The sequence below is a fragment of the Bradyrhizobium sp. TM102 genome (assembly GCF_009176685.1).
GTDB classification, from domain to species: Bacteria; Pseudomonadota; Alphaproteobacteria; order Rhizobiales; family Xanthobacteraceae; genus Bradyrhizobium; species Bradyrhizobium ottawaense.
Map to the genome: position 1 here is coordinate 4,555,279 of NZ_AP021855.1, position 12,674 is coordinate 4,567,952.

Consider the following 12,674-nt stretch of genomic DNA (forward strand, 5'->3'; position numbering starts at 1 on the left):
TTTGTCTTGTCCTAAGCCTTAGTACAACCCGCCGGTGCCCGGCCGCATGAAGAAGCCGGAATCCGGCTGCTGCTGCTGCGACGCCGGCACGCCGCCGCGCCCGTCGGCATCGGCAACGCCAATGACCGAGTAATTGTCCGGCGGCGCCGTGCCCGGCTTGAAGGCTTCGAGAATGGTTCCGCCAGTCTCGCCCGGACCTGCGCGCATGCCGGTTTTGGAGACGACGCGCACGAGCTTGATGCCGGCAGGCACCTTGAAGGGAACGGCGGGCTTGTCGGCGAGCGCGAGCTTGAGGAAATCGCGCGCGATCGGAGCGGCCAGATGGCCACCGGTTGCGGCATTGCCCTTACCCAGCGGACGCGGCTTGTCGTAACCCATGTAGATGGCGACGGCGACGTCGGGCGAGAAGCCGACGAACCAAGCGTCCTTGGCCTCGTTGGTGGTGCCGGTTTTGCCGGCGACGGGTTTGCCGACTTCCTTGATGACCGTGGCCGTACCGGCCTGCACCACGCCTTCCATCAGCTCTGTGATCTGATAGGCGGTCATGGAGTCCAGCACCTGCTCGCGGCGGTCGATCAGCTGCGGCTCGGCCTGGTTCTTCCAGCCGCCCGGCGCGTCGCAGCCGCGGCATTCACGCTGGTCGTGCTTGAAGATCGTGTGTCCGTAGCGGTCCTGGATGCGATCGATCAGCGTCGGCTTCACGCGGCGGCCGCCATTGGCAAGCATCGAGTAGGCCGTGACCATGCGCATCGCCGTCGTCTCGCCGGCGCCCAGCGCGTAGGACAGATAGTTCGGCAGCTCGTCATAGACACCGAAACGGCGGGCATATTCGCCGATCAAGGGCATGCCGATGTCCTGCGCCAGCCGCACCGTCACGGTGTTGAGCGATTGCCGCAGCGCGTTGCGCAGCGTCACCGGTCCCTGGAATTTGCCCGAGGAGAAGTTTTCCGGCCGCCACACGCCGGCGCCCTGCCCCTGGTCGATTTCGATGGGGGCGTCGAGCACGACGGTCGAGGGCGTATAGCCATTGTCGAGCGCCGCCGAATAGACGATCGGCTTGAACGACGAGCCCGGCTGCCGATAGGCCTGCGTGGCGCGATTGAACTGGCTCTGGTCGAACGAGAAGCCGCCGACCATGGCGAGCACGCGGCCGGTCCAGGGATCCATCGCCACCATCGCACCCGACACCTCGGGGATCTGGCGCAACCGGTACTGGCCCTCGACAGGCTGGCCGTCCTTGTAGAGCGGATCGGCATAGATGACGTCGCCGGGCTGCAGCACCTGCGACACCGCCGTCGGCGTCTTGCCTTTGGTTCCGCCCTGCACGGCTCGCGCCCACCGCACGCCGTCAACCGTGACGATGCCGGTCTCGCGCTGCTTGCTCACGGCGCCGCCAAGCTCACGGCTCGGCTGGAAGCCGATGCGCGCCGACTGGTCGCTGGTCTCCAGCACGACCGCCATACGCCATGGCGAGATGTCGGAGAGCGATTTGATCTCGGCGAGCCTCACGCCCCAATCGCCCGACGTATCGAGCTTGCTCATGGCGCCGCGATAGCCCTGCTGCTCGTCATAGTTCACGAGGCCCGAGACCATGGCCTTGCGCGCCATCACCTGGATCTTCGGATCGAGCGTGGTGCGGACGGAGAGACCGCCCTCATACAGCTTCTTCTCGCCGTAGCGCTCGAAGATGTCGCGGCGGACTTCCTCGGCAAAATATTCGCCGGCGAAGGTGTGGGCTCCGTTGGAGCGGTTGGTGACGGCCAGCGGCTCCTTGCGCGCCTTGTCGGCGTCGGCCTGCTTGATCCAGCCGTTCTCCACCAGACGGTCGATCACGTAGTTGCGGCGCTCGATGGCGCGGTCGCGGTTGCGGACCGGATGCAGCGTCGCCGGCATCTTCGGCAGCGCGGCCAGATAGGACGCTTCCGCCACGGTCAGCTCGTTCACCGACTTGTCGAAATAGACCAGCGAAGCGGCCGCGATGCCGTAGGCGCCGAGGCCCAGATAGATTTCGTTCAGATACAGCTCGAGGATCTTGTCCTTCGAGTAGGTCTTCTCGATCCGCATCGCGAGCAAGGCTTCCTTGATCTTGCGGGCGAAGGAGACCTCGTTGGTCAAAAGGAAGTTCTTGGCGACCTGCTGGGTGATCGTGGAGGCACCCTGCGGACGCCGGTTCGAGCCGTAATTCTGGATGTAGACCACGCCCGCGCGGGCCATGCCGGTGTAGTCGATGCCGCCATGCTCGTAGAAATTCTTGTCCTCGGCCGCGAGGAACGCATTGATCACGAGCTTCGGCACCGCCTGGATCGGCAGATACAGCCGCCGCTCCTTGGCGTATTCGCCGAGCAGCGAGCCGTCGACCGCGTGCACGCGGGTCATCACCGGCGGCTCGTAATCCTGAAGCTGAGAGTAGTCCGGCAAGTCCTTGGAGAAATGCCAGATCAGGCCTGCCACGGCCCCGACACCGACAAGGAACACCACCGTTCCCGCGGCGAACAGGAAGCCCATGAACCGCACCAGCAAGCGCATTATGTGTTTATCCGTTCAATCTCTGGATCAGCTCAGTATCAGCCCCTTGGCACCCAAACAGGGGCCAACCTTCACGTCACCAATTCACCGGCTTACGCAATACCATCAGTGCCGGACTTTAGACGCTTGCCGAGCGGGATTCTCTCCGATTCCGGAACCCCCTGCGGCGTTTTTATAAAGCGCCCGCTGTGGCCAAACTAGGGCTTTTGTGGCGGGACGGAAAAACCCTTTCAATTCGACGATCCCCCGGTCGTCAATTTGACGATCCCGGGGTCGTCAATTTGACGATCCCGGGGTCGTCAATTTGACGATCCCCCGGGTCGTCAATTTGACGATCCCGCCGTGGCCATCCGCTTGGTCAAGAACCCGTCGATGGCCTGCGCCATCGAGCCCACGGCACGCGACCGCCAGCCCTCGGAGACCAGATGCTCGAGGTCGCCCTTATTGGAGACATAACCGATCTCGACCAGCACCGACGGCACGTCGGGCGCCTTCAGCACCCGGAAGCCCGCCGACTTCAGGGGATGCTTGTGCATCCGCACCGTCGACTTCATCTCGCCCATCAGAAGACGGGCGAAACGGTTTGAAAAGGTGCGGGTTTCCCGCTGCGTGAGGTCGATCAGGATGTCGGCGACGTCGGTCGGCTCCTCGGCGAGGTTGAAGCCGGCGATCGCGTCCGCCCGATTTTCTGCGTCCGCCAGCCGCTGGGCCTCGGCGTCGGACGCCTTGTCCGACAGCGTATAGATGGTCGCGCCCTGCGCATCGCCCTCGGCACGGGGCAGCGCATCGGCATGAATGGAGACGAACAAGGCGGCCTTCAGATTCCGGGCGATCTTGGTGCGGTCATTGAGAGGAATGAAGGTGTCGTCGTTCCGCGTCATGACCACGCGGTATTTGCCGGCCTTCTCCAGCTTGTCGCGGAGCGCCAGTCCAAAGGCCAGCACCAGGTTCTTCTCGCTCTCGCCGCTCGACTGCGTGCCGTTGTCGATGCCGCCATGACCGGGATCGATCACGACCACCGGGCGGCCATCGGCCTTCTGCTGCGCCGTATCAGGGGTTGTCGTCGCGGGAGCGGTTGCGGGCTGCGCCTCGGCGATCGTGGGCCGCAGTTCGGGGCGATTTTCGGGTGCGAGCGACTGCACGAAGGCGGTCCGGTCGACCTCCTCCAGCTCCAGCACGAGCCGAGCCGGCTGGCCGTTGGCCGCCTCCAGCACATAGGAATTGGCGATCCGGGCCGGTCCCGTCAGGTCGAACACGATTCGCGAGCCGCCGGGCATGACGAGCCCGTAGCGGAAGGCCTTCACCAGGCCGCGCCCCCCGACCCCCGTGCCCGCGGGCAGCTGAAAATTGACCTGCGGCACGTCAACGACGACCCGGTACGGGTCCGCGAGCGTGACCGCACGGAAGGTAACGGTCTGGTCGATGTCGAGAATGAAGCGTGTCTGCTTGCCATCGCCGGCCAGCCGGGCGGCCGAGGCGACTGGAAAATTCGCTACCGCAACAGTGGGTTGCGGCTGGCTTTCCGCGGCGCTCAAGCGTGAGGAATCAGCGCACGGCAACGCTGCGGCGCACAGAAGTGCGCATCCCAGCAAAACCCGTTGATTTGTGCGGCTCGCCACCGATTCCGTGCCTCCGAGCAGCCCTTTTAACGCAATAGAACCACAGGGTTAATCGATCCTTAATGACAGAAACGCGAAACTCGCTGACTGTGACCGCCGTGCGACGCTCCCTTGCACCGATGGCTCATTCCTCGTATGTACGGAATGCTGACGGCCGATATTTCCGGTTGTGTCGCATTCAGCCTCCCGGTGCAGCGCCGGAACTCTCAAGGTTTGGGAATTCCAGCGTTTTCCGTTCCCCTCTAAGACCAGCGCGGTGCGCGGCAGCGAGGTGGAGCGGGTCAAGCGCCGGCGGCGGACGGTCCTGGGTTACCTCTCGCGTTACCGGGACAGTTCTGACAGCGACGTAACCCATTACCCGGTCCCTTGATCCCAGGGGAGCGGTTCGTGATCCCCAAGGCGAGCGCGCTCGCGCCATGCCTGGCCAGCAGCAACTGATTGAAGGGCGGCCTCGCCGCCCAATGTTTCATACGGGCCGACGCTTGATGCGCCAGACTGTGCCGACGAATTCTGAAGGATCATTCGCGACGCTGCGGAGTGAAAATCCCGCGCGCCGCCTTGATCCTGAAGCTTCCGGTTCGGCAAGGCGCGAGAGACGGCGTTTCGGCCTTCCCCTCACCCCCGAATCAGGTGGACCGTCGCGTCACCCGGCAGCGCAGCTCGCGCCCACGGTGAATCGCGCCCGCCGCCGCCAAGAGTTAAGACATGCCCAACAAGATGTTGATCGATGCCACCCACCCGGAAGAGACCCGGGTCGTCGTGGTCCGCGGCAATCGCGTCGAAGAGTTTGATTTCGAGACCGCGCAACGCAAGCAACTGCGCGGGAATATCTACCTCGCCAAGGTCACAAGGGTCGAACCCTCGCTCCAGGCCGCCTTCGTCGAATATGGCGGCAACCGCCACGGCTTCCTCGCCTTCAGCGAAATCCATCCCGACTACTACCAGATCCCGGTTGCCGACCGGCAGGCGCTGATCGAGGCCGAGGAACAGGCCCATCGCGAGGCCGAGGAAGAGAGCGAGAACCGCTCCCACGGCCGCCGCCGTTCGCGCCACCGCAACGCCCGCCGCCGCGGTCATGGCGAGCGCGTGCGCAGCGACATCGTCGAAGGCGCAGATCCGACGGCCCAGCCGATCGAAGGCGCGGTGCTGCCGGAGCATGCCGAGGGTGCCCTGCACGAAGGCGAGCATCTGCACGCCGACGCGGAGCATCACGGCGAGCACGAAGCTCACGATCACCACGATCATGATCATGGCGAGCATGATCACGACGATCATCATGCCCATGATGACGGGCACCATCACGCTCACGATCATGACCATGGTCACGACGGCGAGCATGATCATCACGACCACGATCACGCCGATGAGACGCCCGCGCCTGTCGCAACGATTGGCGCCGAGCCCGTGGTCGCTGCCGAACTGCAGGAGACCGCCGCCCCCGAAGCGCATGCGGAAGCTCTGGCTGAGGCCGTGACCTCCGCCGCCGAGCCGGCCGATGCCGTGTATGCAGCGGGCGAGAGCGCCGAGACGCCGCATGCCGAGGCTGCGGAAACGACCGGCGAAGACGACGAGGACGAAGACGAAGACGGCGAGGAAGCCGAAGAGGAAGTCGTTGAATCCGTCGGCGGCGACGACGTGCTGGAGGAAGTGCCGGAGCGCACTTTCCGCCCGCGCCGCCAGTACAAGATCCAGGAAGTCATCAAGCGCCGCCAGGTGATGCTGGTGCAGGTCGTCAAGGAAGAGCGCGGCAACAAGGGCGCGGCGCTGACCACCTACCTCTCGCTCGCCGGCCGCTATGCCGTGTTGATGCCGAACACCGCCCGCGGCGGCGGCATCAGCCGCAAGATCACCAGCGCTCAGGACCGTTCGCGCCTGAAGGAAGTGGTGCAGGATCTGGACGTGCCCGAGGGCATGGGCATCATCCTGCGCACCGCCGGCGCCGCCCGCACCAAGCCCGAGATCAAGCGCGACTTCGAATATCTGATCCGGATGTGGGAGACGGTGCGCGACCTGACGCTGAAGTCGCAGGCCCCCACCCTCGTCTACGAGGAAGGCTCGCTGATCAAGCGCTCGCTGCGCGACCTCTACAACAAGGAGATCGACGAGATCTCGGTTGCCGGTGAAGCCGGTTACCGCGAAGCCCGCGACTTCATGAAGATGCTGATGCCCGCCAATGTCAGCGCGGTGAAGCAGTATCGGGACGGCCAGCCGCTGTTCTCGCGCATGGGCGTCGAGAGCCAGCTCGACGCGATGTTCTCACCGACAGTGCAGCTGCGCTCCGGCGGCTACATCGTGATCAACCAGACCGAGGCGCTGGTCTCGATCGACGTCAACTCGGGACGATCGACCCGCGAGCACCATATCGAGGACACCGCGCTCAAGACCAATCTGGAAGCGGCCGAAGAGGTCGCTCGCCAGCTTCGCCTGCGCGACCTCGCCGGCCTGATCGTCATCGACTTCATCGACATGGACGAGAAGCGCAACAACCGTGCGGTCGAGCGCAAGCTGTCCGATTGCCTGCGGCAGGACCGCGCCCGCATTCAGGTCGGCCGCATCTCGCATTTCGGCCTGCTCGAGATGTCGCGCCAGCGCATCCGCGCCAGCGTGCTCGAGAGCTCGACCGATCCGTGCCCGCATTGCGGCGGCACCGGCCATGTCCGTTCGGTGTCTTCGGTAGCGCTGCAGCTGCTGCGCGGCCTCGAAGAGATCCTGATGAAGGGCGCGACCCACAATCTCGTGGTCCGCACCCGCACCGACGTCGCGCTCTATGTGCTGAACCACAAGCGCGGCCATCTGCGCGATCTCGAGAACGGCTTCAAGGTGACGCTGTCGGTCATCGCCGACGCGAGCGTCAGCGGACCGCAGGCCTATCTCATCGACCGCGGCGAGCAGGTGCATACGCTGGAAGCCGCCAAGGCCCTACTGGTGGCGCAGGCGGCAGCAAGCCCGCCGCCGATCGTTGAAGAAGCTTATGACGACGAGGAATTCGATTCCGAACTCGAATCCGAGGTCGAAACCGAGGAGACCGAAGGTCTCACCGAGGAGCAGGCTGCGGGCGAGGCAGCCTCCGACCAGGACGGCCAGCGCCGCAAGCGCCGCCGTCGCCGGCGCGGCCGCGGTGGCCAGCGCGACGGCGAGTTGCGTGAGGATAGCCCCGCGACCCTTCCCGAGGCGGCCGTTGCGGCCGGCGAAGGCGAAGAGGATGCCGAGTCCGAGCAGGATGGCGAAGAAGGCGAGGAACAGGCGGCCCGGGGCGAGCAGCAGGGCGGCGGTGATCGCCGCCGCCGGCGTGGTCGCCGCGGCGGACGCCGTCGGCGTGGCGGCAGCGAGGACGGTCTCGCCGGCTCCATCAGCGACGAGCTCGCGGCCAATGCGCCGCCGGAAGCGTCCGACGCAGTCGCCGATTTCGACGGCTTCGGCGGCGAGGCTGCGCCCTCGATTGCCCAGGCCGAACACACCGCTGAGCCTGAGGTCTCGCAGCCCGAGCCGCGCGTCGAGGTGCAGACCGAGGCGGTGCCGGCCCAGCCTCAGCCGATTGCCGCTGAGGAAGAGCCCGCCGACGACAAGGCCGCGCGGCGCCGCTCCACGGTCCGGGAAAAGGTGAGCTTCCTGTCGAGCAGCCCGAGCGAGCCGGCAGCCCCGGTTGCGCAGGCGCCCGAGCCGGCCGTCCCGCCGGCAGCTCAACCCGTGCCGGAACCGGCAAGCGAAACGCCGGCCGCGCCACGCCGCGCCGGCTGGTGGTCGCGCCGCTTCGGCGGCGGTGAATAAAGCCGAACACTCAAGAGAAAACGCCCGGGTCAAGCCGGGCGTTTTTTGATTTGGCGAGGTCAGTTCCAATGCAAAGCGCAATCGTTCTCGGCGGCGGCATGATCGGCGTGAGCGCGGCGCTGCATCTTCAGCAGCGCGGCTGGGCCGTCACGCTCGTCGACCGCAGGGAGCCGGGCCGCGAGACCAGCTACGGCAATGCCGGGATGATCCAAGCGGAAGCGGTCCGCCCCTATCCGATGCCGCGCGACCTTGCGACGCTGCTGAAGATCGCGACCGGCCGCACCAACGATGTGCGCTACAGCCTGTCGTCGCTTCATCTCCATATCGAGCCCCTGCTCCGCTACTGGTGGCATTCGGCGCCGAAGCGTCATCGCGAGGCGGTCGACGCGTGGGCGCGGCTGATCGCTTACGCGACGAGCGAGCACGACATCCTCATTCGCGAGGCCCATGCCGACAATCTCATCCGCCGCGCCGGCTATCGCATGCTGCATCGCGATGCCGCTTCATTCGATCTGGCGATCAAGACGGCGGAAGAAGACCGGCGCGAGTTCGGCGTGAATTTTCGCGTGCTCTCCGGCAAGGAGCTCGCGAGAGCCGAGCCGGTCCTGCGCGACGATCTTCCCGGCGCGATTCATTGGCTCGACACCTGGACCGTGTCCGATCCCGGCGCGCTGGTCACGGCCTATGCCGAGCTGTTCGAGCGCCGCGGCGGCACCATTGTGCTCGGCGATGCACAATCGCTGCAGCAGACCGCGACCGGCTGGTCAGTCGACACGGACCAGGGGCGTCTCGACGCCGCCCACGCCGTCGTGACCCTCGGGCCGTGGTCGCCCGATCTCCTCCACAAATTCGGCTATCGTATTCCCCTGGTGCGCAAGCGCGGCTACCACATGCATTACAGCGGCGGCGCGTCGCTCGACCTGCCGCTGATCGACAAGGCCGGCGGCTATGCCATGGGGCCGATGGCCAAGGGCATTCGCATCACCACCGGAGCCGAGCTGACGAGCCCGGATGCGCTCGCGACGCCGGTGCAGCTTGCCAGCGCGGAAGCATCCGCACGCGAGCTGATCGACCTCGGCAAGCGCGTCGAGCCGGATCCGTGGTTCGGCACCCGCCCCTGCACGCCCGACATGCTGCCGGTGCTCGGGCAAGCTCCGCATCATCCCGGCCTCTGGATGAATTTCGGCCACGGCCACCAGGGCTTTACCCTCGGACCCGCGACGGGGCGCCTGCTCGCGGAGATGATGAGCGGCGAGACGCCCGCGATCGATCCGACGCCGTACCGGCCGGAGCGGTTCTAGCCCAAAGAAAAAGGGCTGATCGAGGATCTCGACCAGCCCTATGACTTCAAAGTCCGACAGCGCAGCTCGCGCCGTCGGATCCTGATCAGTCTGTTGTGATCGCCGTTTCCATGTCGGTCGGATCGATCTGCTTGGAGAGGTTGGCGTTGAGCTTGTCGCGGTCGAGCTCACCCTCCCACCAGGCGACGATCACACAGGCGACGCCGTTGCCGCACAGATTGGTCAGCGCGCGGCACTCGCTCATGAACTTGTCGATGCCGAGCACGATCGCCATGCCCGGCACGAGGCGCGGATCGACCACGGCCAGCGTCGCCGCCAGCGTGATGAAGCCCGCACCGGTGATGCCGGAAGCGCCCTTCGAGGTCAGCATCGCCACGACCAGGATGGTCAATTGCTGGCTGAAGCTGAGATCGTAGCCGAGCGCCTGTGCGATGAAGAGCGTCGCCAGCGTCATGTAGATGTTGGTGCCGTCGAGGTTGAACGAGTACCCCGTGGGCACCACGAGTCCGACCACCGACTTGGAGCAGCCGAGCCGCTCCAGCTTTTCCATAAGGGACGGCAGCGCGCTTTCCGAGGACGAGGTGCCGAGCACGATCAGCAATTCGTCCTTGATGTAGGCCAGGAACTTGAAGATCGAGAAGCCTGCCAGGCGCGCGATGATGCCGAGCACGACGAAAACGAACAGCGCCGCAGTGAGGTAGAAGGTGGCGATCAGCCCGACCAGGTTGAGGATAGCGCCGGTGCCGAACTTGCCGATCGTGTAGGCCATCGCACCGAACGCACCGATCGGCGCCGCGCGCATCACGATGGAGATGACGCCGAACACGGCATGGGCGGCATCATCGATGAAGCTGCGGATGGTGTGGCCGCGCTCGCCGAGGCTCATGATCGCGAAGCCGAACAGCACCGAGAACAGCAGCACCTGGAGGATCTCGCCTTGCGCGAAGGCGCCGACCACGGTGTCCGGAATGATGTGCAGCACGAAGTCGACGGACTTCTGGCCGGCGGCCTGCTTGGCGTAATTTGCAACGGCGGCCTCGTTTGCCGCCGCATTGCCGAAGCCCGCACCCGGCTTGGCGAGATTTCCGACGATGAGACCGATGACCAGCGCGAAGGTCGAGACGACCTCGAAATAGACCAGCGCCTTGACGCCGATGCGGCCGACCTTCTTGGCATCCTGGATGTGGGCGATGCCGGAGACGACGGTGCAGAAGATGATCGGGGCGATCACCATCTTGATCAGCTTGATGAAGCCGTCGCCGAGCGCCTTGATCCATTCGTTGGTGGCAACCGTCGGCCAGAGCCAGCCGACGATGGCGCCGAGCACGATGGCGATCAGCACCTGGACGTAGAGAACCTTGTACCACGGCTTGGCGACGGGCGGCGCGACCGGCGCCCCCGCCATCGTTGTCGTCGTCATCGTTTCACTCCCCCTCAAAACACTGGGCCAGCCAAGATCAACTTGGCCGGCCCTGTCAATTGGAACCGCTTGCTGTTGCGCGTTTTACCGGCGGCGATCGATCAGCCTGCGCGCCGCCGGCATCAACGCCGCGCCAAGCGCGTTCTTGACCAGCGAAGCGGCAATGAACGGCACGATGCCGACCTGCCAGGCCTTCGCAATGCCGAGGCCAAGGCCGAACGCCAACCAGCCGAAGCCGGCGGCCAGAATGACGATATGGCCGACGGCCATCGCTGCGAAAAGCAGCATGACACTGCGATCCCAGCCGCGCTCGGCGAGCCAGCCGGTCACGAAGGCGGCGGCAATGAAACCGAACAGATAGCCCGCAGTCGGGCCAACCAGCGGTGCAATTCCACCCACCGGCCCGGCGAATACCGGCGCGCCAAGCGCGCCTTCGGCGAGGTAGGCGATCATGGTTGCGCTCCCAAGGCACCAGCCATAGGCGGCGCCGATCATCAGCACCACCAGCGTCTGCAACGTCATGGGCACATAAGGCAGCGGCAGGCTGACCTTGGCTGACAGCGCCATCAACGCAGTGCCAAGCGCAACCAGCACGACGGCGCGCACTGCGCCGACGGTTTCGCCCGGTCGGGTCGGCCACATCAATGCGGCGAGAGGAAAATGCGGTGTGGCAGCGGTCGGGACAGATCGGTCAGACAAGATGAACTCCGGGTGGTCGAAAACTGGCGGCTATTTAAGCCAGTGAGCGATCCGGTCAACTGCCTCTCGCATCTCCCCGGGCGAGCGCGCATAGGAAAGACGAATGAACGAGCGGCCGTGAACGGGATCGAAATCGAGCCCGGGCGTGGCCGCGACACGCGCCTGTTCCAGCATCTGCTTGGCGAACTCGAAACTGTCGGAGGTGAAGCCCGAGACGTCGGCATAGAGATAAAATGCACCATCGGCGGGCAGGAATTTGCTGAGGCCCGCCTTCGGCAATCCCTCGATCAAAATCCGCCGGTTTTCCTGATAGCCGTGCTTGATCGCCTCCATCTCGGCCGCGCCGTCGAAGGCGGCTTCTGCCGCGATCTGCGACAGCGACGGCACCGAGATCGACAGGTTCTGCTGCAGCCGCTCGATCGGCCGCACCAGAATTTCAGGCACGACCATCCAGCCGACGCGCCAGCCCGTCATGCAGAAATACTTCGAGAACGAGTTGATCACGAGTGCGTGCTCGGACAGCGCGGCCGCGGTGACCGCTGGAAACGCATAATCAAGCCCGTGATAAATCTCGTCCGAGATGAACCGGATGCCGGCATCTTCGGCGGCCGCCATCAAGCCGGCGAGCGCTTCGCGGGACATCATCGTCCCCGTCGGATTGGCGGGGCTGCCGACCAGCACGCCCTTCAGCGGCGCCTTGCGATGCGCCGCGAGCAATGCCTCGCCGGTGAGCGCATGGCGCGTCTCGTTCGTGGTCTCGATCAGCACCGGCTCGCAACCGAGCGCAGTGAGGATATGGCGATAAGGCGGATAGCCCGGCACCGTCACGGCGACGCGGTCGCCAGGCTCGAACATCGACAGGAAGGCCAGGATGAACCCGCCGGAGGAGCCGGTGGTCACCACGATCCTGTCAGGGCTGATGGCACAGCCATAGGCATCGCGATAATGGCGCGCGATGCGCTCGCGCAGACTGGGAATGCCGAGCGCGGAGGTATAATCGATCCGCCCGGCCTCGAGCGCCGCGTGGGCGGCCGCAATCGCGGTGCCGGGCGCCCCCGCCGCGGGCTGGCCGACCTCCATATGGACGACATGGCCGCCGGCGGCCTCGATTCGGGCCGCCGCGGCCATGACGTCCATCACCATGAACGGGGGAACATCGCTGCGGCGGGAGGGCTCGAGCCACTGCCCCAACCGGTTCCTCAATGTCGCATCGTGCATCGATTTCTGCTATTTCGCTGGCGGGCCGGAGCGTCCGGCCCGGGAACGGGGCGCTTGCGCCCCAGACTGGCCGCATTGTACGGCTCATAAGGGTAACGCTCACAAGGGCATATCGCGTATCCG

7 protein-coding genes are annotated in these 12,674 nt (G+C 65.4%); 2 read left to right on the forward strand and 5 right to left on the reverse strand.

Features of this window, described 5'->3' with window-relative positions; genetic code table 11:
* Positions 1-18 precede the first annotated feature (18 nt).
* Together GDN70_RS21775 and GDN70_RS21780 are read right to left on the reverse strand one after the other, a co-directional pair.
* Positions 19-2,526, reverse strand: a complete 2,508-nt coding sequence (locus GDN70_RS21775; RefSeq protein ID WP_028144840.1) for a penicillin-binding protein 1A — start codon at positions 2,524-2,526, stop codon at positions 19-21.
* A gap of 323 nt (positions 2,527-2,849) precedes the next feature.
* Positions 2,850-4,145, reverse strand: coding sequence for an N-acetylmuramoyl-L-alanine amidase (locus GDN70_RS21780; protein ID WP_038946641.1), 1,296 nt, complete (start codon positions 4,143-4,145; stop codon positions 2,850-2,852).
* A 705-nt stretch (positions 4,146-4,850) separates the two neighbouring features.
* Here GDN70_RS21780 and GDN70_RS21785 point away from each other — a divergent pair.
* Both GDN70_RS21785 and GDN70_RS21790 read left to right on the forward strand, forming a co-directional pair.
* A complete protein-coding gene (locus GDN70_RS21785) occupies positions 4,851-7,913 on the forward strand; it encodes a ribonuclease E/G (RefSeq protein WP_152103020.1) in 3,063 nt (1,020 codons plus the stop codon).
* Between the two features lie 68 nt (positions 7,914-7,981).
* The gene (locus tag GDN70_RS21790) at positions 7,982-9,214 is read left to right on the forward strand and encodes an FAD-binding oxidoreductase (RefSeq protein ID WP_152103021.1); all 1,233 of its coding nucleotides are present in this window, start codon (positions 7,982-7,984) and stop codon (positions 9,212-9,214) included.
* 85 nt (positions 9,215-9,299) lie between these two features.
* Here GDN70_RS21790 and GDN70_RS21795 read toward each other — a convergent pair whose 3' ends face one another.
* From GDN70_RS21795 to GDN70_RS21805, 3 genes are all read right to left on the reverse strand, one after another.
* Positions 9,300-10,634: a dicarboxylate/amino acid:cation symporter gene (locus GDN70_RS21795; RefSeq protein WP_028144844.1), complete on the reverse strand. Its 1,335-nt coding sequence runs from the start codon at positions 10,632-10,634 to the stop codon at positions 9,300-9,302.
* Between the two features lie 84 nt (positions 10,635-10,718).
* Positions 10,719-11,276: a biotin transporter BioY gene (locus GDN70_RS21800; RefSeq protein ID WP_152103723.1), complete on the reverse strand. Its 558-nt coding sequence runs from the start codon at positions 11,274-11,276 to the stop codon at positions 10,719-10,721.
* A gap of 87 nt (positions 11,277-11,363) precedes the next feature.
* Positions 11,364-12,551 (reverse strand): pyridoxal phosphate-dependent aminotransferase, encoded by a 1,188-nt coding sequence (locus tag GDN70_RS21805; protein ID WP_152103022.1) that lies wholly within the window; start codon positions 12,549-12,551, stop codon positions 11,364-11,366.
* Between the last annotated feature and the right edge of the window lie 123 nt (positions 12,552-12,674).

Excerpts from the sequence above, each read along its gene's own strand:
- GDN70_RS21805 (WP_152103022.1), bottom strand. The coding sequence starts at position 12,551 with ATGCACGATGCGACATTGAGGAACCGGTTGGGGCAGTGGCTCGAGCCC.
- GDN70_RS21790 (WP_152103021.1), top strand. The coding sequence starts at position 7,982 with ATGCAAAGCGCAATCGTTCTCGGCGGCGGCATGATCGGCGTGAGCGCG.
- GDN70_RS21795 (WP_028144844.1), bottom strand. The coding sequence starts at position 10,634 with ATGACGACGACAACGATGGCGGGGGCGCCGGTCGCGCCGCCCGTCGCC.
- GDN70_RS21800 (WP_152103723.1), bottom strand. The coding sequence starts at position 11,276 with ATGTGGCCGACCCGACCGGGCGAAACCGTCGGCGCAGTGCGCGCCGTC.
- GDN70_RS21785 (WP_152103020.1), top strand. The coding sequence starts at position 4,851 with ATGCCCAACAAGATGTTGATCGATGCCACCCACCCGGAAGAGACCCGG.
- GDN70_RS21775 (WP_028144840.1), bottom strand. The coding sequence starts at position 2,526 with ATGCGCTTGCTGGTGCGGTTCATGGGCTTCCTGTTCGCCGCGGGAACG.